The following is a 25,245-nucleotide window of genomic DNA, read 5'->3' as shown; positions in this document are numbered from 1 at the left end:
CGGCCAGCGGTAGGCTATGCCGCGGCCGGCGCCCCACCCTCCGCCCTCCGTCGCCGCTCCTCGAGCCTCTCGCGTTGCAGGGCTATCCTCTCCGCCGACAGCGCGAGGGGCGGCCCGCAGAGCCGCCGTCCCCGCCTCGCGATCATGCAGCCGGCTGCGGCGACGGCGGCGAAGGCCTGGTTGGACACCTTGGCGAGCCCCTTATAGCGCGTCTTCCGCAGCCCGAATATGTCCTTGACCCAGTGGAAGACGTGCTCGACGACACTGCGGGCGGCCGACTTGGCGGCCTCTGCGACCAGGTCGTCCTCGCCGACCTGCGAGCGCCTCTTGGCGACGATCCACTCGACGCCGGAGAGGGAGGGGTCGCCGGCGACCTCCGGCCTCCTCCCGACGCCGACGTAGCCGGCGTCGGCCCAGACGCGCTCGTCACCCTCGCGCACGAGGTCGGGGACCTGGTCGAGGTCGTGGACGTTCGCGGCGTCCATGCGCACCGAGTGCGGCACGCCCGTCTCGGCGTCCACGCCCACCCCGAGCTTGTACCCGAAGTGCCAGTTCTGCCCCTTCTTGGCCTGGTGGGCGTCGGGATCCCGCGCGCCGTCGGCGTTCCTCGTCGACGACGGGCTCTCGATGAAGGTGGCGTCCACGATGGTGCCCCGGCTCACGGCGAGCCCTCCGTCCGCGGCGGACCCGAAGGCCGAGGAGACCATGGCCTCGCCGACCCCGCAGCGCTCGAGCAGGTGGCGAAACTTGCACAGGGTCGTGGCGTCGGGGACCTCGAAGGGCGCCACGCCGACGAAGGAGCGCATCGTCGCGGAGTCCCAGACCTGGTCCTCGCACTCGCGGTCGGAGAGGCCGAAGCAGACCTGCACCATGTACATGCGCAGCAGCACGAGGTCGTCGACCCTCGGCCTGCCCATCGCGGGGCCGGCCCCCCTCGCCCCGGCGTCGGCCCCGCGGGCCTCCCTCACGAGGGCGAGCCAGGCGTCCCAGGGGCAGGACTTGGAGAGGCGGTCGAGGAACCGGGAGCGCCTGGTCTCGCGCTTCCGTCCCATGCCCATCTCGACGTCAGAGAATGTGAGCTGTGCCATGCGGATACCCCCAACCTAGTCGCCAACGACCTCGAATTATATCATATCCGCAGGTAGGAGGTATGGATGGACAGCGATCCGCCCCTGTCCCGGGCTTCTCGGCGGGACTTTATCATCGCTTTCCTAGGATGTGCGTGGCCACGCGGTCCATGAACCAGCGGTCGTGGCTCGTGATTACGGCACAACCTGGGAACGCAAGGAGCGCCTCCTCGAGCGAGGCCAAGGTCTCGGTGTCGAGGTCGTTGGTGGGCTCGTCGAGCAGCAGCAGGTTCCCGCCCTGGCGAAGCGTCAGGGCTAAATTGAGGCGATTCCGCTCGCCGCCCGAGAGCACGCCCGCCCGCTTCTGCTGGTCGGGACCCTTGAAGCCGAAGGCGCCCACGTAGGCGCGGCTCGGGATCTCGCTCTTCCCAACCTCGATGTAGTCATTACCATCCGAGACGATCTCCCAGACGCTCCTGCGTGCGTCCAGACCCTCACGGCCCTGGTCCACGTAGGAGAGCCGCACCGTCTCGCCAAGCTCAAGCGAGCCCGACGTCGGTCGCTCCTGCCCCACAATCATCTTGAAGAGCGTCGACTTGCCAACGCCGTTGGGGCCTATCACGCCAACGATGCCGTTTCTCGGCAGCGTGAAGGAGAGGTCGTCTATCAGCACACGCTCACCAAAGGCCTTGACCAGATGGTTGGCCTCGAGGACCTTCGCGCCCAAGCGCGGTCCCACGGGGATGCGAATGTCGGCAAAGTCGCTCTTCGTGACCCGACGTGCCTCGGCCTCCATCTCCTCGTAGGCGGCCAGGCGCGCCTTGCCCTTGGACTGGCGTGCCTTCTGGCTCGATCGCACCCAGGCGAGCTCGTCTCTCATCCTCTTGGCGCGCTTGGCGCTCTGCTTCGACTCCATCTCGAGGCGTGCGGCCTTGGTCTCAAGGTAGGTCGAGTAGTTGCCCCGGTAGGGGTAGAGCGTGCCGCGATCGACCTCGCAAATCCACTCCGCGACGTTGTTGAGGAAGTAGCGGTCGTGCGTGACGGCAAGGACCGCACCCTGGTAGTCTTTGAGAAAGTGCTCGAGCCAGAGAACCGACTCGGCGTCCAAGTGGTTGGTGGGTTCGTCGAGCAGCAAAAGGTCTGGCGCCTCGAGCAAGAGGCGGCACAGGGCCACGCGACGGCGCTCACCACCAGAGAGATGACCGACCGGCTCGTCGCTGTCAGGACACTGCAAGGCGTCCATCGCCTGAGAGAGCTGGGAGTCTATGTCCCAGCCACTCGCGGCGTCTATCTCGGTCTGCAGCTCGCCCATCTCGGCCATCAGGGCGTCGACATCCGCGCCGGGATCGCCCATCTCGTTGCCTATCTGGTTGAATCGCTCGACCTTGGCGAGGGTCTCGCCGAAGGCCATACGTATGTTCTCGCCCACGGTCCTATCCTCGTCGAGGGGCGGCTCCTGCTGAAGCATCCCAACGCTGTAACCGGGCGAGAGGCGCGCCTCCCCGTTGGAGATGTCCTCCATGCCAGCCATAATCTTGAGGAGGGTCGACTTTCCCATGTCATTAGGCCCCACGACACCGATCTTCGCCCCCGGGAAGAATCCCATCGTGACGTCATCGAGGATGACCTTGCCCCCGGCCGTCTTGCGGACTCTCTCCATCTGGTAGATGAACTCTGCCATATGCGCTCCTTGCGTGCTCACGTGCGAACCGACGGGTCGATGCCCGCATCATGACCATTCTATGGGGTGGCGCGGTGAGGCGGGGGCGAATGCGCAGCATGACCACAGGCGTCCACGAGCACGCGCTTCCCTCGTCGGAGACGTCCAGATGCTCGGCAGGCGCCGTGGCATCCGGACGTCCCGTCTTGGTCTGCGTCTGTAGCGCACGGGCCAGCGCTACAGCTGACCTACCAGATCGAGGCTGGGCTTGAGGGTCGCAGAGCCGGGCCGCCACCTGGCGGGACACACCTGGTCACCGTGCTTCGCCACGAACTGTGCGGCCTTGAGCAGGCGAAGCAGCTCATCGGCGTTGCGCCCGATGCCGCTCGCGGTAATCATCTCAACCTGGACTCTGCCCTCGGGGTCAACGATGAAGGCGCCGCGCTGCGCCTGGCCGGCATCCCTCATGAGGACCTTGAAGCCTCGTGCGAGCACGTGGGCGGGGTCGGCGAGCATGGGGTAGCGAACCTTGGCGATGCTCTTTGACTCCTCGTGCCACGCCTTGTGGACGAACTCGGTGTCGCAAGACACAGAGTAGATCTCGGCACCTGCGGCCTTAAACTCGTCGTAGTGGTCAGCGAGGTCCTCCAACTCCGTGGGGCACACGAAGGTGAAGTCCGCAGGGTAGAAGAAGAACAGGCTCCACGCACCGAGCGTGTCCTCCTTCGTGACGGTCCTGGTCTGGCCATCCTGGTAGGCCTGGACGCTGAAGTCCTTGATCTCTCTTCCTATGAGGGACATGGGGTTCTCCTATCTACTTGGCTGTTCGTTCGAGCTCTATGATCTGACGCTCTCAGGCTACATCTGACACTCTCAGACTACCCCGTCGGGAAAATATTGTCAATAACAGTTATCGTTATTATTCTTGGTAGCTATAGAATTGGTGTACCATGTCCTCACACAGAGCGAGCATCAGCATACGACCGCGCCCCACAGCTTGGCCCGGCGCGCGAGAAAGGGCAGCACGGCCATGGCAAGGACGATACGGCAGTCACGCCAGCGAGACCTGATATACGACTACCTGAGGCACACACACAGCCACCCCACCGCCGAGACCATCTACAACGACTTGCGCACAAAGTCAGAGAGGCTAAGCATCGCCACGGTGTACCGCAATCTGCGCCTCCTTGAGGAGCTGGGCAAGGTCCGCAGCGTCGCCACCGTGAACAGTGCGGAGAGGTTCGAGGCGACCAGCTCTGCCGAGCACGCGCACTTCATCTGCACAGGCTGCGGGCGCGTGATCGACGTCCCGGACCTCACGCCAAAGTTAGCACAGCTCAAGGAGACCGCGAACCACGAGGTCGGGACCATCTGCCGCGCGGACCTCACGCTGCACGGCCTCTGCAGCGAGTGCCTGAGTAAGGAGGAGTAAGACCAACCCCCGCCGTGGTCGGCCTAAGGTCACGCGGATTACATCGGACTGCCCAACTGCGGAGTTCGTTGGGAGCAGCTGGCGGCGCGACCAACACGCCCGGAGGGGTTCTCAGCACTGTATGCACTGCCACTCGACGGTGAACGCACGGGACTGCACGCTCAGGCCCGAGTGGCAGTGCCGCCCACACTGCCACTCGATGGTGAACGCACGGGGCTGCACGTCCTCACACTGCCACTCGACGTCGAGCGTACCGAAACGGTGCGCTCAGGCCCGAGTGGCAGTGCCGACCACGCAGGGCTGCACGCTCAGGCCCGAGTGGCAGTGCCACCCACACTGCCACTCGACGTCGAGCGTACCAAAACTGCGCGCTCAGGGCCGAGTGGCAGTGCCGCCCACGCGTGGCTGCACGCCCGGGGCCGAGTGGCAGTGCCACCCACACTGCCACTCGATGGTGAACGCACGGGCTGCACGCCCTCACACTGCCACTCGACGTCGAACGTACCGAAACGGTACGCTCAGGGCCGAGTGGCAGTGCGGGTCCGGGTGGCCTCCGGGCCAGCAGTCGCTGCGCCGATGCCAGGACGCACCTCCAGGACGTGTCTCGAGCGAGTGGGTCTCGAGCCTTGTTCGAGACGGACCCTTTGCGGGCAGTGGAACGTCTCCTTGCAAGGCAGGTCGGAATGGCTGTGCAGCTGGCCAGCCCGATGTAGTCAGCCTCCCTTGGGTGGCACGACGGTCCCTCGCTGTACGACACCCCATGCTAGCGCAGGGCATTGTCCCTGTCATAGCGCTTGCCGCCCCAGTAGACGCGCGTCGCGCGCTGGCACTTCTCCCCCAACTCCACACCCTCGAGCGCATAGCTCACGAACTCCTCGAAGCCCGCGCGGTCCACGATGTAGCCTATGTGCTCTTTGCCCTCGGGTGCGTCTGCATCGATGTACTCCTCAATGAAGGCGTAGGTGTTCTTCACGATCCTGATGATGGAGTCCTCGTCCACCCAACGTAGCCAGTCCTCAGCCAGGCGTGGGTTCTGCTTGCCGGTGCGTCCCATGATCTTGAGGCGGAAGTAATGCTCCTTGGAGCGCGTCCAGGCACGGGTGGGGCAGTAGACGACGCATACGCCGCACCCGACACAGCGGTCCTCGTCGCGCACGATCTTGCCATTCACCACCGAAAGCGCGCTCACTGAACGCCTCCGACACCAGTTGACGCACTGCTCGCAGCCAATACAGCGCTCAGGGTCATAGTGCGGTTCCGTCATGCCGATAATGCCGAAGTCGTTGAGGGCGACGTGCGCGCAGTCGTTGGAGCAGCCCGTGAACGCCACCTTCACGTGGCGGTTGTTGGGAAATATCGCCTTGTCCATGCGGCGTGCGAAGGCCGTGGTGTCGTAACATCCAAAGGGGCAGAGCCGTTTGCCCGGGCAGGCAACGAGGTTGCGCGTGCCGCTCGCCAGGTAGCCGTGGTCGGTGTCCTCCTGGTTGATGCGGGTGTCCTCGATGATGGCCTTCAGCCGCTTGTTGACCTCGGGCACGTCCTCGAGCCGGATGCCTGGGATCTCCACGCCCTGACGGTTGGTGAGAAAGATCTCCCCTTGGCCGAACTCCTCCGCTATCTCCACGATGCGAGCCATGCTCTTGGCGCTCACGAGCCCACCCGGCACGCGCACGCGGCTTGCCGTTTCGCCTCGCACCTTGGACTGGCGAAAGGCGTTCTTCTTGAGCTGCTTGACGTTGACGTCCATGGTCATGATGCGTCGCCCCCTAGTCGAGCATGTCCTTTGACTCGATGTAGTTGAACACCGGCCCATCCAGGCACACGTACCTGTCCTTGATGCGGCAATGGCCGCACTTGCCAAGCCCACAGCACATCCGCCGCTCCTGGGAGACCCAGATGTTGCGCTCCGAGAGACCCCGCTTGAGCAGGCCCATAATCGTGAAACGCATCATCGGCGGGGGGCCGACGACCACAGCACGCGCACTCGCGGGGTCCTTGAGCGGCAGGTCGGGGATGTAGGCCGTGACGAGGCCGATGTTGCCCTCATAGCCCTCAGGCGCCCCGTCCACGGTGAGGGTGAGGTCAAGCGCCTGGCCCCAACGCTTGAGATCATCGCGAAAGAGCAGGTCGTCCGGGCTACGAAAGCCCACGATCACGTGCTTGTCGGCGGCGTCGGTGGCGCCCGCGAGTGCGTCGATCACACCGCGCACGGGACTCACGCCCGTGCCGCCAGCCACGACAACGACCTCGCCGCGCTCGAAGAGGGAGAGGTCAAACCCGTTGCCGTAAGGCCCGCGCAGCAGCAGGCGCTGCCCCTCGCCACGCTCGAACACCTCGTTGGTGACGACTCCCACGCGACGAATCGTGAGGTCAACGGACCTACCGGGCACGATACCCGAGACGCTGATAGGCGCCTCGCCGAACTTAGGGATAGAGACCTCGAAGAACTGGCCAGGCCGCACCTCACCCGAGAACGCCATGCGGAAGCTGTGCTCCTTCGCGGTGTGCCGGACGATCCCAAGGATCTCTGATGGGAAGGGCAGGTAGGGGTTCGTCGCCGCGTCAAGCGTGACGCCAGCCACAGACGAGACGGGCACCTTCATCACGGGGCTAGGCATGGTCGGCCACCTCCTTCGCCGTGAGGGCGTCCACGGTGCCGGCGAGCTTGTTGACGCAGCCCGAGAACGAGATGTACTCGGGACATACGCTGTCGCAGCGACCGCAGCCTACGCACATGTCATAGCCAAAGCGGCGACGGAAGTCATAAACCTTGTGCAGCACCTTGAAGCGCATGCGGTCCCCGGCGGCCTTACGGTAAGAGCCACCGCCCGCCACGTTGGTGTAGCCGTCGATCATGCAACTTGCCATCACGCGGCGCCTCTCACCCACGCGACCGTTATCACTGTAGTAGGCATCCTGCATGGTGAAGCAGGTGCAGGTGGGGCACACCAGGTTGCAGCGGCCGCACTTGATGCAGCGCTGCGTGTACTCGTCCCACATCGCATCGGTATAGATTGCGTTGGGAACCTCTGCGGGCACACGGACCTCGACGTCGTTTGCATCCACGTGCCTGGGCGTGACCTCCTCCTCGCGCAGGGCCTCATCGGCGAAGTAGGGACGCAGGTCATCGGCTGCCACGTCCACACGGACCTCGCCCGCCTCTTCGTCCATATCAAACGAGAAGTCGTAGCCGACCGCGACGTTGGAACCCATGCTCACGCAGAAGCAGTCCTCCTGGCTGTGGTCACAACCCAAGAGAGCAAAGCGCAGCCGCTCGCGGATGCGCCGGTAGAACGGGTCGGGGACGCCGTTTTCCAGGTACATCGCGTCCAGGCGGCGCACGGCGTTGAGATCGCAGGCCCTGAGCACCACGACGACCTCACGCTCGTCGACATCCGCGATCTTGACCTGCTCCTCCGTGAAGAAGAACAGGGTCTGCGAGAGCGGTGTGAGCACCTCCTTGAACGGGTAGTCCGAGCGCCTCACTAGCTCCATCGCATCGACGTCATCCGTGAAGTCGTAGCGCACGACATCGACGTCAGTGAAGCGACCCTCCCCCGCTTGAGCTGCGGGGCATAGATGCGACGGGTCTTCCCGATACGCTTGATGGCGCGCGAGAAGCCCTCCCGGCTGAGCACGTGGCCCATAGGGACCCCCTCTCCCCAAACGCTCGCACCGCATCCCCTTGCCGTGCGAGCGCACATAAGGCTATCGATTCCCCCTCACAAGAATATACGGAAAGATGGCGTCCGTGTCGCTGACTTTTCGAGGGAACACACCCATTGCCCGCCCGAACGCGCCGGGACGGGCGAGGAGCTCTGCGGGCGTGCCCCGATCGCTGATACCGCCGGCCGCCATGAGCACGACCTCGTCGGACACAGAGAGGCACTCCGGTAGGTCGTGCGTCGTGAGGACGACTCCCGTGCCTGCGTCCGCCAGCTGGCGCAGGATATTTGCGACCTCAATGCGACGCGCCACGTCCATATGGGCGGTTGGCTCGTCCAACAGCAGTGTCCGAGCCTCCTGCGCGACGACCATGGCCAGGTAGGCGCGTTGGAGTTCCCCACCCGAGAGGTCGGCAAGCAAGCGGTCGGCCAACATCGAGACATCACAGAGCCCTATCGCGCGGGTGATAGCGGCCCTATCGGCGTCACCGGGCACCTTGGAGATCCCCATGCGGGAGAAGCGTCCGTGCAAGACGAGCGTGCCGACGTCCATCGCGGGCTGCGTCAGGCGCTGTGGAAGGTAACCCAGCCGACGCGCACGCTCGCGGTGAGACAGGTCCTTGAGCTCCTCGCCACCGAGGCTGATGGAGCCGCGATACGCAAGCAGCCCTGCGAGGGTCTTGAGCAGGGTCGATTTGCCGCAACCATTCTCGCCCACGATGCAGGTGACCTGACCGTCTGGGAGGGTCAGCTCGTCCACATGGATGACGTCGCGCCCGCCATAACCACTCACCAAGTCCCGAGCCTCGATCATCGGCGAATCGCCGCCCTACCGCGCATAAGCAGGGCGATGAAAAATGGCGTGCCCAGAAGCGAAAGCATGAGACCCACGGGCAGTTCGTAGGGAAAGAGGGCAAGCCGTCCCGCAAGGTCGCAGGTCACGAGCAGAGATGCCCCCCACACGAGCGAGACTAGCGCCTCCCTGCGAAAGCCTCCCCGAAGCACCATGCGCACCAGGTTGGGCACGATGAGCCCCACGAAGCCGAGGAGGCCGCACACCGAGACGGCCGCCGAAGCAAGCGCGGACGCGGTCACGACCGAAGCGATGCGGGTACGCCTAACGTCGAGACCCAAGCCATGGGCCGTCTCGTCGCCAAGGGCAAGAAGGTCGATGCCACCGCCCAAGGCGAAGGTCACGGCCAGCCCGGCGGCCACGACGAGGAGGGCGAGGCAGAGCTGAGGCCACGATACCGCCGCCAGCCCACCCAGCCGGAAGGCGAGCCTATCGGCAACAAGGTCCGGGCGAATCGTGACGATGGCATCCGAGACCGCCGAGAGGAGCGACGAGATCGCGATGCCCGCGAGTACGAGCGAGGTGCGCGAGACGCCAGCCCGCCGCGACACGAGGGTCACCAGCAGTGTCGCGAGAAGCGCGCCCGCAAGCGCCATGGCCTGGCGCGCTGGCACCGAGAGCGGGAAGGCAAGGCCCGAGATAAGCACCGCAAGCCCCGCGCCCGCATTGACGCCCATGACGCTCGGGGACGCGAGCCGGTTGCCCAACGCAGCCTGGAGCAGCAGCCCCGAGACGGCAAGCGCCGAGCCGCAGACGAGGGCCGCGACAAGACGCGGAAGACGCAGCTGCCACACGATGGAAACCGCCGCCCTCGGCATCGTCTGGGGCCGCAGGAGGGCCGAAAGGGCGTCTGGGGCCGAGAGCGCGGTCGTGCCCGCAAGGACGAAGCCCAAAGACATAAGCAAGAGCACAGCCACGCCAGCCACGAGCGCGAGGGTCGCGCGGCGCCGGTCCGACCGCCCACCTGCGGTTCTCGACACCTTCCTTTGCCCGTCACGGTCGTCGGTCACGGCCTACTCACGGCTCCTGAGCTCAAGCGCATAGCGATAGGCATCCGCCCATCGCGCGTTGGGCTTGTACTGGAAGAGCTCCTTGGGAAGCACGAAGACATGACCGTCCAGAGTCGCCTTGAGTCCCTGCCACGCGGGACGGCTCGAGAAACCCTCCTCATAGGCCTCCCTCGCCTTGTCCTCGTCCCCCTGGTAGATAACAAGGACGTAGGCCGGGTCAGCAGCCTGGATCGCCTCGAGCGAGAGCTCGTCGAGCGAGGAGCCGTCATCGGCGATGTTTTGCATGTTGAGATCGTCGAAGATCCGGCAGGCGAAGTGGTTCTGCTTGAGGGCCTTGCTCTTGGCAGACGAGGTACGCAGGGCCAGATACTTTGCCTCAGGCAGGTCCTTGGCACGTGCGCGCACGGCGTCACAGGCGCTCACGACGTCCGCCACGTTAACCTGGTAGAGGTCATCGCGGCCGCAGGTATCGCAGAAGCGGCGCATGTGGGAGGCATAGTCATCAAGGCTGTTGACGTCGACGTCTATGCAGTCGATGCCCTGTCGCACGAGGTTCGACCTCAGTTCGACCTGGGCCGGTATGTCTGAGGTGGCAAGGACGAGCCCCGGCGACAGCGCGACGATCTGCTCGAGGCTTGGCCTGGAGAGCGAGCCCACGACCTGCGCGTCGCCCACCCCCTCGAGGTCCCTGGCGTCCTCCGTGATGCCTGCGAGTGTACCTCCCGCAAGCAGCCACATGTCCGCAAGCGAGCGCATGAGGGCCACGACGTTTGCCGGAGGCCCACCGGCACGCCCGCCGTCATCGGTAGCCCACCGCCCGCCGGACGGCGCGTCGCAGGCCGCGAGCACGCCTGTGGCCGTCAGGGCCACCAGCAAGAAGTTCCTGCGCTTGAGCATATGGCTGTCCATACCATCCCCTGGGACGAGAGGCGACCGACGCCCACCAGCCTATCACAGAGACGGCGCCGCGCCATCCAAGGCGGCTTGCGCCCTCTTGACGTAGCAGTCACGGACAGCCCGGATAGAGCCCAGTCCCTCGCGCACGACATCGACGACAAGGCCCTGGGCCACCAGCGCGCCTGCCCACGAGCTGGGGGTCTGCGACGCCACCTGGAGCCTTGCATGATGGCCCGCGCAGAGCATGAGCGGGACGAGCGTCACCCGTGTCGCCCCCTTAGACGCGAGGCGAGCGGCCACCTCGCGCGGATCGTCCCCAAGCGTCACGACCATGACGTCAGCGCGTCCGCACTCCGCAGCAGCCTCCCGCAGCCACACGTAGGGGTCGTTGGGACAGCCCGCCACGCCATGCGCCACCAGCAGGAGCTTGCACCGCCGCCGCGCGGGGTGCTCCTCCAAGACAGCCCGCGCCAGCTCACGGGCGCCCGATCGCGTGGACAAAAGCGGTCCGGACACGCTCACGGCGGCGGGCACGCCGAGCGCAGCGGCCTCGTCCTCGAGCGCCTGGTAGGTGCTGCCACCAACAAGGTGCGAGGGCATGACCAGGACCCTCCCGACGCCCTCGCCTGTAAGCTGCGCGACAGCCTCACGAACGCCAGGGGCCTTGATCTTCTGGGCACGCAGTCCCTCTCGAACGCGCGCACTCACGCAGGCAGGGGCAAAGGGGAGCCCGCGTGCCGTCGCGAAGGAGCGCAGCGCCTCGACCGCAGGCAGGATGTCGCGGCGATACGCCTGCCCGTCCGTCGTCCCATGGCTTGCGAACACCAGACCCAAGGCTCCCAAGGTCAACCTCCTTACGTCGGGACGGTCTCGCACCACATAGGGTAGCCCTTTTCCTACGACCAGGGCAGGCACACCTCCATGGGCACGGGTGGGCGGCGCCTACCTGAATCTCAGATACGAGAGGAAGCGCCTAGCCGCTATCGGCAGGCGCCCAGGCTCACGCGTAACCACGCGTATCGTGCGAAACGCACGGGGCTCAAGATGGCACACCTCGATGTCGTAGGGGTTGCGCCTCAGAATGAGCTCGGGCAGGATCGAGAGGCCAAGGCCGCTCTCGACCATGGACATGATGGCATAGTCATCAAAAGTCCTGAAACGCACCTGTGGAGTGAGACCCGCCCTCTCGAAGATGGCGCTCACCTCGTTGTCCCCGGACTTCTGGAGCATGATGAAGGGTTCCTCGCAAAGCTGTTCCACAGCGACGCCCCGCCCCTGTGCCAGCACGTGACCCTTGGGGAGCACCGCCAGAAGCTCGTCGTCCCCAAGCGCCTGGGCGACGAGCGTCGAGGAGGACGGGGCGAACGGCAAGAAACCCAGGTCGACTCGACCTTCCTCACACCACCGCCCGATCTCGCCGAAGTCGCCCATCAGAAGCTCATAGTCGATGTTGGGATAGTCGGTCTGAAAGCGGCTGATCACGGGTGGCAACCAGTGCGTCGCCACGCTCGAGAAGGTTCCGATGCGGATGCTGCCGCTCTGCACCCCACGCAGGTCGTCGATCTCCATGCGCAGGCGTCGGTTAGACTCACACACCTCCTGCACCAAGGGGAGGAGCCGCCTGCCGTCGCTCGTGAGCCTAAGCGGACCCCTGCCCCGCTCGAGCAGCGTCAGCTGCCAATCGCGCTCGAGGTCCGCGACCATGCGGCTGACGCCCGACTGCGAGTACGAGAGGCTCGCGGCCGCCCTCGTGAAGCTGCCCTGCCTGTAGCTCTCGAGGAATGCCTCGTACTTCTGGATACTTGCCTCCATGCGACAGCCTCCCAGGTCCGCATCGCCAACGTCCGTACCGCCAATGACACCAGTGGCACCGAAAGCACCAGTGACGCTAGTGGCACGCCATCTGGTTTTGTCATGCGACCCATGATAAACGTTCGCTTTCCTTCTGAGTCGGACAGTGAGACACTCATGCAGTGGACTTACAGAAATATCCATGTTCTATTCAAGCAAGCGCGCCCGGAAAGCGGGCGAGAAAGGCATCGCATGTCGAGGGATTTCATGAAGTACCTGGTATCGCTCGTCCTCTTTGGCTCGAACGGCATCGTGGCGGGAGGCATCGCCCTACCGCCCAGCCAGATCGTGCTCGTACGCAGCTTTCTGGGAAGCGTCCTTCTGGTAGCGACGCTCACGGCATCGCTGGCAATGGGACACAAACGCCTCGACCACGCCACAGTCCACCTTGCGACCCTCGAGTACCCTAAGCAGGCCTGTGCCCTCGCCGCCTCGGGCGCGGCGCTTGGCATCGGCTGGATCTTCCTCTTCGAGGCATACCGCCTGGTTGGCGTTGGCGTCTCGACGCTTGCCTACTACTGCGGCCCCGTCATCGTCATGGCCCTATCACCGTTGCTCTTCTCCGAGAGGCTCACGCATGCCAAGGTCGCGGGTTTCTCTTGCGTCGTCTTGGGGGCCTTCTTCGTGGTCGCCCAGGGGGACAGCCATGGCGTCAGCGCGCAGGGGCTGGCCCTCGGCGGCATGTCCGCAGTCATGTACGCGGCCATGGCGGTCTTCTCCAAGCGCGCTCCCCAGATCAGGGGCCTCGAGGCCGCCAGTGTGCAGCTTGTCTCGTGCTTTGTTGCCGTCCTGCTCTACTCGATCCTTTCGGGCTCTGTCGTGACACCTGTGGCACTTGCCCAGGCTAACTTTCCCGCCATGCTCCTGCTCGGCTTCATCAACACGGGCCTCGGCTGCTACCTGTACTTCTCCTCGATAGGCCAGCTTCCCGTCCAGCGCTTCGCCGTCTGTGGCTACCTGGAGCCCCTCTCGGCCGTGGTCCTCTCGGCTGCCATCCTGGGAGAGCCGCTCACGCTCGGGCGCATCGCGGGCGCCTGTCTCATCATCGGCGGGGCCGCTGCGAGCGAGCTTCTGGGCAGTCGGGACATCCGGCTACCCTGGCCGTGCGTCCCCCGATCGCGCAGGAGCCTGCGTCCGAGGTTTGGCACACGTCGCCTGGCACAGCTGTCTCACTGCGCGAAGTGAGTGAATCACTCACTTCAGCTTTATGAAGTGAGTGATTTTTGCGGCAAAGTAGACGCATCAGAAAAAATTAAGATTACATTCCCACAGCTCAGAGGCTTACTGAATACAATCTCGAAGTGAGTGAATCACTCACTTCGCCAACGCAGAGTGAGTGAATCACTCACTTCGCGCCATCGCACGGCAAAGCCAGTGGCCGTCTCGCAAGGAACTCATCCGGAAAGGTCCCGACGCAGGTATGTCTATGGCATGTGGACGTCTGCCCATACGGTGGCGCCGCGCTGCGCCAAAGCACACGTTCACCCGACCCCTCACGCACCTGAGGCGAGAAACGTGGCACAATCGGGATGAGTGTACACGCGCCAGGCCGCACCCGCGCGACCTGAAGGAGCAAGGAGGCAGACATGCCCGAGACCATTCGCAAGGTCAACATCATCGGTCACCTTCATCCCGACACCGACAGCATCTGCTCGGCCATCGCCCTCGCCTATCTCAAGAACCAGACCGGCGACATCGAGTACGAGCCCCGGCGGGCAGGCACCCTCAACCGAGAGACGATCTTTGTGCTCAAGCACTTCAACTTCGAGGAGCCGCAGCTCATCACTTCGGTGCGTCCGCAGATCAAGGACATCACGATCCAGGACATGCACGGCATCGATCCCGAGATGAGCCTCTTTGCCGCCTGGAACCTCATGAGCGAGACCAAGACAGACACATTATGCATCACAGACGGCGAGCGGGATCTCATGGGCCTCATAGCCGTCAAGGACATCGCCAATGCTAACATGAACGTCTTCGACACCAAGATCATCGCCGAGTCAAAGACCCTTTACTCCAACATACTCTCCACCCTGAAGGCACACATGCTGCTGGGCGACCCCGACGAGAAGGTTGACGCGGGCAAGGTCGTCGTCGGCACCACCCCCGAGATGATGGAGGGCAACATCGAGCGGGGCGACACGGTCCTCGTCACAAACCGCTACGAAACCCAGCGTTTTGCCGTCGAGTCCGGCGCGGCCTGCCTCGTTGTCTGCAATGACGCGCGCATCTCCAACGTGGTGCTCGACGCCGCCAAGGCCAACGGCTGCACTGTGATGACCACGCCGTACGACACCTTCTCCGCCGCACGACTGATCTCGATGTCCATCCCCGTGCGCTCCAAGATGCTCGACGCCGACAAGGTGCTGCGTTTCTCGGTCAACACCACCGTGGACGACGCGCGCAAGACGATCACCCAGTCGCGCCACCGCTTCTTCCCCGTCGTCGACGAGGACGGCAGGTACGTCGGCCTCGTGTCAACGCCAAACCTCCTGAATGTGAACCAGAAGCACGTTATCCTTGTCGACCACAACGAGCGCTCGCAGGCGGTGGATGGCCTCGAGCAGGCTGTCATCATGGAGATCATCGACCATCACCGCATAGGCTCCATCGAGACCACCGCGCCGGCCCTCTTCCGCAACGAACCCGTAGGTTGCACCTGCACCATCCTCTTCAGCATGTACCAAGAGGCGGGCATCGAGATCCCCTCGAACATCGCGGGCCTTATGCTCTCGGCGATCCTCTCCGACACGCTGGCATTTCGCTCACCTACCTGCACCAAGCGCGACGAGTACGCAGCTCGCGAGCTCGCCCGAACCTGCGGGGAGGACATCGACTCGTACGCCGACGCGATGTTCGACGCCGGCGCCGAACTCACGGGCCGCACTGCGGAGGAGGTCTTTCACCAGGACTTCAAGGTATTCTCCCGTGGCTCCGCGCGCTTTGGCGTGGGCCAGGGCAGCTTCATGACCGAAAACAGCCGCAAGGCCGCCGAGGCGCTCGTCGGCCCATACCTCAAGGAGGGTGCCGACGCAGACGAGCTGCCCATGGTGTTCTACATGTTCACGGATGTCAAGTCCGCGACGACCGAGATGCTCTACTTTGGCGCACACGCCGAGGACGTCGTAAGGCGTGCGTTCAACGTGACGCCCAAGGACGGCATCGCCACCCTGCCCGGCGTGGTGAGTCGCAAGAAGCAGGTCATCCCCGCCCTCATGAGCACGCTGCAGGACACGCAGGACGAGTAAACTGGGCTGGGCCCGGCCACTCGATTCGCTCGAGCGTGGGGCCGCCACCTTGATTTCGCTCAGATTTCGCCCTGATCACGCGTTTTGAGCAGGTCATGGGTGGCGGTCCGGAGCAGTCCCGCAGCCAGAGTGCGCCTTTCCGTGACGTCGCGGCCCCAGAGTGCACCTTTCCGTGACGTCGCGGCCCCAGAGTGCGTTTTTTCGTAGAGTGCGCTTTTCCTCACCTGGGCAAACGCGGCGCCGGCTCACGGAAAAGCGCATTCTGCCTTGGAACCCTCACGAAAAAGCGCATTCTACCCCGGAGCCCTCACGGAAAAGCGCATTTTGAAGTTGAGCCTCACGGAAAGGCGCACTCTGGGTCATATCACGCGGCCAGAGTGCGCTTTTTCGTGACGTCGCGGTCCCAGAGTGCGCTTTTTCGTAGAGTGCGCTTTTTCTCACCTGGGCAAACGCGGCGCCGGCTCACGGAAAAGCGCATTCTGCCCCAGAACCCTCACGGAAAAGCGCATTCTGGGTTGAAGGCCTGCTCACGCCACGCAATACTCACCCACCCCACACGTGGCGTGAGGCACCTGACGGTCTACAGCAGTTGGTCGAGCGTCGAGCCGTATGAGGGCAAGAACTCATCCATGAAGTCGTCGACCTCGGGAAGCTCAACGCGCATATCCTCGAGCTTGCGCAGTGTCGAGGCCTCGGCGGTCGCGAACTCGGTATTGCCGGCGGCGCGCTCCTCCAGGCACTTGATGAGCGCCGAGAGCTTGTCTGCGGCCTTGACGAGGCGGGCCACGTAGCGCCCATCTGCGCCATCATCCGCCGAGAAGGCCTGCACGAACTCGGGACGTAGGTCGTCCGGCAGGGTTGAGAGCAGGCGTCTCTCGGCCTGGGCCTCGACGCCCTTGTAGGCATCGCGTATCTTTCCATTGAAGTACTTGACGGGTGTGGGCATGTCACCGGTTATGATCTCGGACGCATCGTGATACATGCCAAGAAGGGCCGCGTGCGCAGCGTCAAGGTGGCGCCCGTGGCGCACGTTGCCAATGACGCAGAGCATGTGGGCGATCATCGCGACCTCAAGCGAGTGCTCCGAGAGGTTCTCGGGTCGTGAGTTGCGCATGAGTGACCAGCGCTCGATGTACTTGAGGCGTGAGAGTATCGCGAGAAAGTGCGATTCTTTCGCAGGCGACTCGTTCTGTGTCGGCATGGAGGACTCCCGGGTAGCATGGCGATTTTAGCCTAGACCGAAAACCATACGCTGCTAGGATAGCCTAAAACACGAGTGGGATGGCGTACATGGTGCAGGTTGACTGACTCCAGAGGGGCTGACCCACCCGAAGCTACGCAGGCCTGATGGGCATCGCAAACTGACACCGAAGACCTCAGCTGCGATCTTGATACCATACGGAAGGGATCAGATGCGCACACTCCATGCACGGCTCCCCAAGAACTTCGTCTTGGAGGAGCGGCTCGAACGCTATGCCAATGCCATCGAGGTCGAACCCTCCCGCTACGTCGGCCACTGGGCCGAGGCATGCTTTCCTCTTCGGAGGGAGGACGGGGAGATCAAAGGCGAGGGTGCGACCCCCTGTCGCTACCGCGAGGTCAGGCTCGACCTCGGCTGCGGCAAGGGTGACTTTACCGCCGAGATGGCGCGCCGCGAGCCTGACGTGCTCTTCGTGGGTGTGGACTTCGAGCCTATCTGCATCGCCTACGCCGCCGAGAGGGCCGTGAAGGCACGGCTCAAGAACATAGTGCTCGTATCCGCGACGGGCGAGAACGTGGGCTCGATCTTTGGGCCGGGTGAGCTTGCGGCCATCTACCTCAACTTTCCTACACCGTTTCCCAAGAAGAAGGAGGCAACCCGTCGTCTCACTCACCTGATCCGTCTCATGGAGTACCAGCCGCTCCTCGCACCGGGTGCGACGGTGCTCCTGAAGACGGACAGCTACCCCCTCTGGCGCTTCTCCGAAACGCAGTTCAGGCTTGCGGACTATACCATCACCTGGCAGAGCATGGATGCCCGCGCTGAGCGCCCGGATGACGCGATGAGCCAGTACGAGGAGCGGCTCACGGCAAAGGGAGCGAAGGTCCTCGCCATCGAGGCCACACCGGGTCCGGAGTCCGTGTACAGGGAGCAGACGGCGTGCAGGGAGCAGACGGCTCCGCTCAGTCTGGTGGACTGGTTGCCCGATGACCTCGACACGATGGACTACGTGCCCTACGGCATGGAGGGCACCGTCACGAACCTGCGAAACCGACGCCGCAAGCAAAGACGTAAACGCTAGCGGGGCGTCCCTTGTCCGAGCTCCATGGCCCCCCATCCCGCCTGGTCAGGCGAACGGGAACATCGCCATGTAGAGGGGCAGCGTAACCTTTTTCCCGTTCACGCTCACATTCCCGTCGATGAATTTATAGCCAATGTTCACATCGTCGCCCTCCAGCAGCTGATTGAGCGAGACGGTTGAGCCTCGCGACGCCTTGACCTCGATGGGGACGACGCATCCGTCGAGGTCTGCCAAAAACTCGATTTCGCGCTTGCTGTCCTTTGACATCCAGTAGCGCAGGGGCTTGTTCTTCTGTGAGAGCATGCCTGCGATGAGGTTCTCGTACAACCCACCCTTCATGGGGCCTTTGAGGGTGTTCTCGACCACGGCCGCCTTCATGCTGAAGTCAAACATCGCCATGAGCAGGCCCGTGTCATTGGCATAAAGACGAAACCGTGAGCCATCCTCGTAGGACGCCAAGGGGAAGCTTGGTGTCGTCACCGCGTTGCAGCGTAGCGCCATATTGGCCTCGACAAGCCAGTCGACCGAGCTCTCGTACTTCCGCGCGCTGCTGCGTCTTTCGACCTCGGCGTAGCGAAAGCGGGTGTTCTCCCTTGCAAGCTGCCGGGTCAGCGAAAGGTAGCATGCACGCGCCTTGATGCGCTCCGAGACGGAGGCATACCTTGCGATGTCATCAAGATAGAGGGCATGAAGCATGAGCTGCTGGCTATGGGCAGCGCCAAAGTCACCTGCCCCATCGACGAACGACTGCACCACGGCGGGCATGCCACCAATCGCGAGATACTCCCGCAGCTGACGCATCATCTCCCGATGAATGGACTGTGGCACCGGCTCCATCCGCTCGTAGAAGCCCCTAAGCGAGACGATGGATTCCGGCGTATAGCCACGTGCCCAGAGAAACTCCTCGAAGTCGAGCGGGCGCAGGGTCAGCTGTCGCTCGTAGCCGACGGGAAGCGAGGGTGCATCCCTGAGCGTACGAAAGCGGATACCCAGCAGCGAGCCGGAACCGATAACGTCAAAGCGACCATCCTGAGCAAGGTACTTGAAGGCGGAGCGCGCCTCGGGGCATTCCTGGATCTCGTCGATGAAGATGAGGGTATTTCCGGGAACGAGTCTCACGTTTGGCATCAAAAGCGTCATACGAGAGTACATGTCGTCAGGAGTCAGGGACTCGCCAAAGATGCCTTTGAGTGCAGGTTGCCTCACGAAGTCGATCGCTATGTAGCTTTCGTACTCCGCCCTACCAAACGCCTCTATGGCAAAAGACTTGCCGACCTGCCGGGCGCCGTTGACGAGCAGGCACTCGGTGCCGTGCGAGCCCTTCCACTCCCGGAGGGTGTCCAAGATCTTCCTTCTCAGCATACCTATCCTCACCTGGAAAACACAGCTTATCGCAGTATATCGTCGTATAGAGATGCATCTTATCGAACTATAGCTCAAGTGAGAAGTGCAGCTTTTTGCAACGACAGAAATGGAAGATCGCATCATATCGAATGCGTAGCCTGCCTTGCGTACCCGTTGTCATGCCAGGGGACCCTTCGCGCATGCGCCTGCGACCGTCAGAGAGAGACCCCGGCCACAACTCACCCCTCAACGCCTCGACGTGCTCCCCGCGTCGATCTCAAAGGAGCTCCCACTCACCCACCCAGCACGTCCAAAAACGCGCTACCGTAGCGTCCAAGCTTGACCTCACCCACGCCAGGCACCTCCAAGAGCTCCTCGGGCGTGTGCGGCCTCATGCGAGCCATGGCGCGAAGCGTCGCGTCGCTAAAGACGATGTAGGCGGGAACACCAGCCCCGTCGGCCAGCTCCCTACGCAGCGCGCGCAGCCTCTGGAACAGTCGCTCGTCGTCCCCTCCCAACTCGCCGTCTCCTTCCAGGCGGCGCCTGACAGTCGCAGCGCGCTGCCGCAGATAGGTCTCGGCCGTCTCGGCCCTGCATACGGAGCAGTTGTTGCAGCCACCTTCCCCCTTGACGCCCGGTCCCTGTCCGAAGTAGGAGAGGATGCGGCCCCTCAGGCAGCGATTGCCCCTCGCGTAGTCGATCATCGCAAACAGCAGGCGCTCGCGGTTGAGCACGAGCTGCCTGCGCTCCTCTACCGAGAGCTCTGGTGCAAACTCCGTGTGGTCGATGAAGAAGTGGCAGGTGCGGATGTCTCCCTTGCTCCAGAGTAAATAGCACTCCGCTGGCTCGCCGTCACGTCCCGCGCGTCCCATCTCTTGGTAGTACTCCTCGAGCGAGAGGGGCAGGCCAGAGCGCACCACGTAGCGCACGTCGGGCTTGTCGATGCCCATGCCGAAGGCGGTCGTCGCCACCATGACCTCCACATCATCGCGGACGAACGCCTCCTGGGCAGCCAGGCGACTTGCGTTGTCACGCCCCGCATGGTAGGCCGCCGCCCGCACGCCGACGGCACGAAGCGCCTCGCTCAGCTCGTCCACCCCCTTGCGCGTGGTGACGTAGACGATACCCGACTGGCCCTGATGCGAGCGCACGTAACTCTCGATCCACCGCCCGCGCTGTTTGGGCGTAAGCTCGAAGGCGGAGAGGCTCAGATTGGGCCTGTCAAAGCCCGTCACCTGCACAAGGGGGTCATGCAGGCGAAGGAGACCCGCGATGTCCGCGCGCACGCGCTCGGTTGCCGTCGCGGTGAGCGCCACGACAGGGGGGCGCTGCGGCAGGGCCTCGACGAAGTCGGCGATCCCCTGATAGGCGGGACGGAAGTCCTGACCCCACTGGCTCACGCAATGCGCCTCGTCCACCGCGACGAGAGGTACCCTGAGCCGAGAGGCAAACCAGATGAAGCGCGGGTCTGCCAGACGCTCGGGTGCAACGTACATGAGGTCGTACCAGCCTGCCATCGCCCGCGCCATCACGACCTCCTGCTGGCGCGCCGTCAGGCTGGAGTTGAGATACGATCCCCTGATTCCCACGTCCTTGAGGGCACGCACCTGATCGCCCATGAGAGAGATGAGCGGGGACACCACGATGGAGAGTCCCGGCAGCACCGCTGCGGGAACCTGATAGCACACGGACTTGCCCGCACCCGTCGGCATCACCGCAAGCGCGTCGCGCCCCGCAAGGACTGCCTCGATGATCTCTCCCTGACCTGGACGAAAGCTCGGGTAGCCAAAGTGGCGCTCGAGCGCTGCGCGGGCATCTGCTATATCGGCCATGCCACCCCTCCTACGACACGAAGACCAGCTGCACCAGCAGCATATAGCAGATCGTGCCCCCTGCGATGGAAAGGAGCATCTGTCGCCTCCAGAGATGCAGGGCAACGACCACGAGAATGGAGATGAGCTCCGGGGCGCCGTGCCACCCCTGCGTCCAGCCTACGTCCCTGAGGCAGTACACGACGAGTAAGCCGAAGACGGCAGCAGGTAGCACCTCTCCCAGGTAGCGCACGTAACTGGGGACCGGTCTTCTTGCCGGGAAGAGCACGAAGGGCAAGAAGCGCGTGAGGAGCGTTGCCGCGACGGCGAGCGCGATGACGATGAGCTGTTGGGTGAGGGTCATCGCGAGTCCCCGTCCCCTGCAGCCACAACCTTGCCCCGCGCGTCCGTCCCCCTAGTCCTCCTATCGAGCTTCGGCCTCATGAGCGTGAGCGCCGCCAAGATCGCGACCATCGAGGCCACCACGAAGCTCGAGCTCCCAAAGGCGACGAGGCACAGTGTCGTCAGGACGAGACCGAGAACTGAGCTCACGTGACTCTCCTCCTTGAGCCAGCGATCCAAAAAGATCACCACGAAGAGCGCGGTCATCACGAAGTCGAGTCCCTTCGTGTCAAACGCCAGGAGGTTACCCAGCAGCCCGCCGAGCGTGGCCCCAAGCACCCAATAGACCTGGTCAAGCAGGGTCACGAAGAACATGAACCAGCCCTCGTCCACGCCCTCGGGCGCATCGACAGCGTAGTTGATGGAGAATGACTCGTCGCACATGCCAAAGATCAGGTAGACGCTACGCCAGCCATAGCCGCGATACCTCTCGAGCATCGAGAGGCCGTAGAAGATGTGGCGAGCGTTGATCATCAGGGAAATGGCGAAGGCCTGCAATGGGTCAAACGCGCCCACGAGCATGTTACCAATAACGAACTCAAGGGAGCCCGCAAAGATCGTCATGGCCATGAGCGTCGGGTACACAAAGGGAAAACCCAGGCCATGCATATAGATGCCATAGGTCATGCCCAAGAAGAGAAAGCCCGCAAGGATGGGAATCGTGTTGGGAAAGGCCGCCCTGAGCGCAATGAGCGCACGGGCACGCCGCTCGCCCCCCTCTTTTTTGAGCACCCTGTCTGCCCGCTTTCTCGACGTCTTATCCACAAGCGTACCCCTCTGCGACAGCTCACCATACCATAACCCATCCATACTCAGGATGACTACCGTAGTGGAAGTGCGAGCTCCGTCCTCCGATCGTATCGCTCCGTTCACGGAAGGTGGCGCCACAGGGGCTCATGAGGTGAGTTTGTGGTGATGCCCCATGCGCGGCTGTACCTGAAGGTATTCGTAAGGTTCGATTCCTACCATACGTACGCCCTTGAAAGGGACAGACATCCGTAGCCTGGCAGGCACTCGTGAGAAAAACGGGGGATTCCCATGCAGCAGGAGATCACAAAGCCATTTACTCGCGTGATGAACGCACGGCTCATAGCGTCGGTCGTGGCGACAGGCATCATGTCCTTCTCAGGCGTCGTGGTCGAGACGGCCATGAACGTCACGTTCCCGGCGCTCATGCGCGAGTTTGGCGTCAACACGTCCACCGTGCAGTGGATGACCACCGCCTACCTGCTGGTCCTCGCCGCGATCATACCCACCTCCGCCTACCTGAACCGACGTTTCAGAACAAAGCGCATCTTCATGGCGGCGATGTCCCTCTATATTCTGGGCATCGTGTTGGGCCTCACGGCACAGAGCTTTCCATGGCTGCTCTGCGGCCGCATCGCCGAGGGCATAGGCACCGGCATTGCCCTGCCCTTGATGTTCAACGTGATCCAAGAGCAGGCACCCAAGAGGAGCATGGGACTCATGATGGGAGTAGGCTCGCTTGTGACGGCGATGGCACCCGCCGTGGGACCCTCACTCGGCGGTTGGCTCGCCGAGACCTTTGGCTGGCGCTCGATCTTCGCCTGCCTCCTGCCGCTCCTGCTGGTGGGCTTCGTTCTGGGCGCGCTCACCATCCAACAGAGCCATCCTGCCAAGCGTGACCGTTTTGACCTCGTCGGCTGGCTGCTTTTGGTCATGGCATTCACGTCGCTCGTCCTCGCGGCAAGCGAGATGGGAACAGGTGGGCCGTCGAGTCCCACGGTCCTCGGTCTCATCGCGGCGTCTGCGACGCTGCTCGCCCTCTTTACCCTGCATGCGAGCCATGCCGAAACCCCCCTCATCTCACTTGGGACCTTTCGGGACTCCCGCTTCGACCTGGGTCTTATGGCACTCATCGGGCTGCAGTTCATCGTGCTCGGGCTCTCGTTTCTGTTTCCCAACTACTCGCAGCTCACGCTGGGACACGGCCCGACCGAGGCGGGTTCCATCCTGCTTCCCGGCTGCCTTCTGGGCGCAATGATGGCACCGGTGTCAGGTCGTCTCCTTGATGCGTTCGGCGCGCGCAGGCCCATCCTCACGGGAGCCTGCGCAGTACTTCTGGCCTGCGTCCTCCTCTGGCTCACGGCACCCTCATGCGAGACTCCCATGGCCACCTGCATCTACCTGCTCTTCGCCTTTGGTCAGGGCCTCATGGTGGGAAACACCATGACCCATGCGCTGGGCGGGCTTGCCGATGCGAGGAAGGCCGACGGCACGGCCATTATCAACACCCTGCAGCAACTTACGGGTGCCCTCGGCACAAGCGTCGTCACGGCCGTCGTCGCCACGGCCCAGGCATCGGCAGGTGTGTCTGCGTCGGAGGCCGGAAGCGCCCTTTCCGCCGCGACGACTAACGGCACGCAAGGCGCCCTCGCGCTTCTCGTTGGCGTGGCGACACTGGTGTTCGTGGCCGAGGTCCTCTCGCTCTGCGCGCACAGAGACAGGACATGAGGTGCCAATCGGGCGGTGCGTCTCTGTGATGACACATCTGCGACGGCGTGCGGGATGGCGCCGCACCTGCCGGGCCCACGCAGGCAGATGACCCTCTGCCCTCCACGTCGCCATCATAGTCCCACGTCGCGGGTGGTACACTATACGTCGTGCCGAATCGCGGCACACGCGCCCCTTCAACGTCACCCGACACGCGCACCAAGATGGGAGTCACCATGGACAAGACATCCAAGACGCTTCTCAGAGCCGCCGCCACCGTCATCGGCATCGCAGGAGCCGCCGCAGGCTTCGAGGGCGTCTCCCGACTGAAGTGGGGCCGCTCGGGAGTCGCGACGGCATGGGCTGGCTATCAGCGCACCACAGGAACCCGCGCCGCCCTCTTGGGCAGGGATCTCAGACGCTATGAGGACTACGTCGCGCACCATCGGGAGGAGAACGAGCGCGAGTACGTGATCCCCAGGTGGGTTCCCATCAAGTCCCTCATCTTCGAGGAGACCTGCGACGGCATGAAGACCTACCACCTGGGAACCACCGGGATGAACGAGCGTGCGGTGCTCTACCTGCACGGCGGGACCTACATAAGCCAGATCAGCAGCCTACACTGGCTGTTCGCGGACAAGCTCTGCAGGGACACGGGGGCAGAGGTCTGCGTACCCATCTACCCGCTCGCCCCGGCCCATGACCACGACGAGGCCTACTCGCTTCTGGTCGACCTCTACGAGGGCATGGTCAATCGCTACGGCGCGGACAAGATCACCATCGTGGGTGATTCTTCAGGCGGTGGGCTTGCCGCCGGCATCGTTGAGACCTTCGGTCACTACGACCTGCCACAACCAGCGCAGCTCGTGCTCGTCAGCCCGATGCTGGACATCTCGATGCGTAACCCCCAGATTCATGAGTACTTTGACATCGACCCCGTGCTCGCCCCCTGGGGCATTGCCCAGATAGGCGACCTCTGGGCAGATGGCGATGACGTCACCCTGCCACGCCTGAGTCCCATCAACGGGGATGTGAGCATCCTGCGCAATGTGACGACCTTTGTGGGCACGCGCGAGATCTTCTATCCCGACTGCGTCAAGTGGGACGAGAAGCTCGAGGCCGCTGGCATCAACCATAAGCTGGTGGTCGGGGTGGGCCTCAACCATAACTGGCCCCTCTCCCCCATCCCCGAGGCCCGAGTCGCCCGCAAGCAGATCGCCGGCATCGTCGGCGCGGGTGCCAAAGGAGTCAGATAAGGCGCCATGCCCC

General features: G+C 63.7%; 21 protein-coding genes and 1 pseudogene. 6 read left to right on the top strand and 16 right to left on the bottom strand.

Going from position 1 to position 25,245, the window contains the following annotated elements:
* Positions 1 to 14: 14 nt before the first annotated feature.
* The 3 genes and pseudogenes from ADJ70_RS04625 to ahpC all read right to left on the bottom strand — a co-directional run bounded on the left by ADJ70_RS04625 (position 15) and on the right by ahpC (position 3,528).
* On the bottom strand, positions 15 to 1,088 hold the full coding sequence (locus ADJ70_RS04625; protein ID WP_050340811.1) for an IS5 family transposase: 1,074 nt from the start codon (positions 1,086 to 1,088) through the stop codon (positions 15 to 17).
* 124 nt (positions 1,089 to 1,212) lie between these two features.
* Positions 1,213 to 2,748: pseudogene (gene ettA, locus ADJ70_RS04620) on the bottom strand (energy-dependent translational throttle protein EttA); the annotation flags it as partial.
* Positions 2,749 to 2,964: 216 nt separating this feature from the next.
* The gene (gene ahpC / locus ADJ70_RS04615) at positions 2,965 to 3,528 is read right to left on the bottom strand and encodes an alkyl hydroperoxide reductase subunit C (protein ID WP_050343928.1); all 564 of its coding nucleotides are present in this window, start codon (positions 3,526 to 3,528) and stop codon (positions 2,965 to 2,967) included.
* Positions 3,529 to 3,757: 229 nt separating this feature from the next.
* Here ahpC and ADJ70_RS04610 point away from each other — a divergent pair, with 229 nt between their 5' ends.
* The gene (locus ADJ70_RS04610) at positions 3,758 to 4,159 is read left to right on the top strand and encodes a Fur family transcriptional regulator (RefSeq protein WP_050343925.1); all 402 of its coding nucleotides are present in this window, start codon (positions 3,758 to 3,760) and stop codon (positions 4,157 to 4,159) included.
* Positions 4,160 to 4,922: 763 nt separating this feature from the next.
* Here ADJ70_RS04610 and asrC read toward each other — a convergent pair.
* The 8 genes from asrC to ADJ70_RS04570 all read right to left on the bottom strand — a co-directional run bounded on the left by asrC (position 4,923) and on the right by ADJ70_RS04570 (position 12,396).
* Entirely contained in the window at positions 4,923 to 5,912 is a 990-nt protein-coding gene (asrC, locus tag ADJ70_RS04605) for a sulfite reductase subunit C (protein WP_216597318.1), read from the bottom strand.
* Positions 5,913 to 5,925: 13 nt separating this feature from the next.
* Positions 5,926 to 6,777, bottom strand: a complete 852-nt coding sequence (asrB, locus tag ADJ70_RS04600; protein WP_216597317.1) for an anaerobic sulfite reductase subunit AsrB — start codon at positions 6,775 to 6,777, stop codon at positions 5,926 to 5,928.
* A complete protein-coding gene (gene asrA / locus ADJ70_RS04595; protein WP_253273231.1) occupies positions 6,770 to 7,687 on the bottom strand; it encodes an anaerobic sulfite reductase subunit AsrA in 918 nt (305 codons plus the stop codon). The genes asrB and asrA overlap by 8 nt, the downstream gene beginning before the upstream one ends.
* A 180-nt stretch (positions 7,688 to 7,867) precedes the next feature.
* On the bottom strand, positions 7,868 to 8,638 hold the full coding sequence (locus ADJ70_RS04590) for an ABC transporter ATP-binding protein (protein WP_050343921.1): 771 nt from the start codon (positions 8,636 to 8,638) through the stop codon (positions 7,868 to 7,870).
* A complete protein-coding gene (locus ADJ70_RS04585; protein ID WP_083443813.1) occupies positions 8,635 to 9,687 on the bottom strand; it encodes an iron ABC transporter permease in 1,053 nt (350 codons plus the stop codon). Before ADJ70_RS04585 ends, ADJ70_RS04590 begins: the two co-directional genes overlap by 4 nt.
* 3 nt (positions 9,688 to 9,690) lie before the next feature.
* Positions 9,691 to 10,596: an ABC transporter substrate-binding protein gene (locus ADJ70_RS04580; protein ID WP_050343919.1), complete on the bottom strand. Its 906-nt coding sequence runs from the start codon at positions 10,594 to 10,596 to the stop codon at positions 9,691 to 9,693.
* Positions 10,597 to 10,638: 42 nt separating this feature from the next.
* Positions 10,639 to 11,427, bottom strand: coding sequence for a sirohydrochlorin cobaltochelatase (locus tag ADJ70_RS04575; RefSeq protein ID WP_050343917.1), 789 nt, complete (start codon positions 11,425 to 11,427; stop codon positions 10,639 to 10,641).
* 99 nt (positions 11,428 to 11,526) lie between these two features.
* Positions 11,527 to 12,396: a LysR family transcriptional regulator gene (locus ADJ70_RS04570; protein ID WP_050343915.1), complete on the bottom strand. Its 870-nt coding sequence runs from the start codon at positions 12,394 to 12,396 to the stop codon at positions 11,527 to 11,529.
* Positions 12,397 to 12,627: 231 nt separating this feature from the next.
* Between ADJ70_RS04570 and ADJ70_RS04565 the strand changes: the two genes are divergently transcribed.
* Together ADJ70_RS04565 and ADJ70_RS04560 are read left to right on the top strand one after the other, a co-directional pair.
* Complete coding sequence (locus ADJ70_RS04565; RefSeq protein ID WP_083443811.1) at positions 12,628 to 13,620, top strand: DMT family transporter; 993 nt, start codon at positions 12,628 to 12,630, stop codon at positions 13,618 to 13,620.
* Positions 13,621 to 14,021: 401 nt separating this feature from the next.
* The gene (locus ADJ70_RS04560; protein WP_050343913.1) at positions 14,022 to 15,683 is read left to right on the top strand and encodes a putative manganese-dependent inorganic diphosphatase; all 1,662 of its coding nucleotides are present in this window, start codon (positions 14,022 to 14,024) and stop codon (positions 15,681 to 15,683) included.
* 580 nt (positions 15,684 to 16,263) lie between these two features.
* Here the strand turns inward: ADJ70_RS04560 and yfbR are convergent.
* Positions 16,264 to 16,884: a 5'-deoxynucleotidase gene (yfbR, locus tag ADJ70_RS04555; RefSeq protein WP_050343911.1), complete on the bottom strand. Its 621-nt coding sequence runs from the start codon at positions 16,882 to 16,884 to the stop codon at positions 16,264 to 16,266.
* A 211-nt stretch (positions 16,885 to 17,095) separates the two neighbouring features.
* Between yfbR and ADJ70_RS04550 the strand changes: the two genes are divergently transcribed.
* Positions 17,096 to 17,965 carry a tRNA (guanosine(46)-N(7))-methyltransferase TrmB gene (locus ADJ70_RS04550; protein WP_050343909.1) on the top strand — a complete coding sequence of 290 codons (870 nt, stop codon included), beginning with the start codon at positions 17,096 to 17,098 and terminating at the stop codon, positions 17,963 to 17,965.
* 45 nt (positions 17,966 to 18,010) lie between these two features.
* On the opposite strand, the gene ADJ70_RS04545 is transcribed toward ADJ70_RS04550, so the two are convergent.
* From ADJ70_RS04545 to ADJ70_RS04530, 4 genes are all read right to left on the bottom strand, one after another.
* Positions 18,011 to 19,327 (bottom strand): ATP-binding protein, encoded by a 1,317-nt coding sequence (locus ADJ70_RS04545; RefSeq protein ID WP_050343907.1) that lies wholly within the window; start codon positions 19,325 to 19,327, stop codon positions 18,011 to 18,013.
* A 275-nt stretch (positions 19,328 to 19,602) separates the two neighbouring features.
* Positions 19,603 to 21,141, bottom strand: a complete 1,539-nt coding sequence (locus ADJ70_RS04540; protein ID WP_083443809.1) for an ATP-dependent DNA helicase RecQ — start codon at positions 21,139 to 21,141, stop codon at positions 19,603 to 19,605.
* 10 nt (positions 21,142 to 21,151) lie between these two features.
* A complete protein-coding gene (locus ADJ70_RS04535; protein WP_050343905.1) occupies positions 21,152 to 21,484 on the bottom strand; it encodes a branched-chain amino acid transporter permease in 333 nt (110 codons plus the stop codon).
* Positions 21,481 to 22,287 (bottom strand): AzlC family ABC transporter permease, encoded by an 807-nt coding sequence (locus ADJ70_RS04530; RefSeq protein WP_253273230.1) that lies wholly within the window; start codon positions 22,285 to 22,287, stop codon positions 21,481 to 21,483. Before ADJ70_RS04530 ends, ADJ70_RS04535 begins: the two co-directional genes overlap by 4 nt.
* Positions 22,288 to 22,560: 273 nt before the next feature.
* Here ADJ70_RS04530 and ADJ70_RS04525 point away from each other — a divergent pair, with 273 nt between their 5' ends.
* Together ADJ70_RS04525 and ADJ70_RS04520 are read left to right on the top strand one after the other, a co-directional pair.
* Complete coding sequence (locus ADJ70_RS04525; RefSeq protein WP_050343903.1) at positions 22,561 to 23,997, top strand: DHA2 family efflux MFS transporter permease subunit; 1,437 nt, start codon at positions 22,561 to 22,563, stop codon at positions 23,995 to 23,997.
* A 215-nt stretch (positions 23,998 to 24,212) separates the two neighbouring features.
* Entirely contained in the window at positions 24,213 to 25,232 is a 1,020-nt protein-coding gene (locus ADJ70_RS04520) for an alpha/beta hydrolase fold domain-containing protein (RefSeq protein WP_050343901.1), read from the top strand.
* The last annotated feature ends 13 nt before the right edge of the window (positions 25,233 to 25,245 follow it).

It is taken from the genome of Olsenella sp. oral taxon 807 (assembly GCF_001189515.2).
Classification (GTDB): Bacteria; Actinomycetota; Coriobacteriia; order Coriobacteriales; family Atopobiaceae; genus Olsenella_F.
Note: the sequence above shows the minus strand (reverse complement) of the source record. Positions and strands in the feature narration are given on the sequence as shown.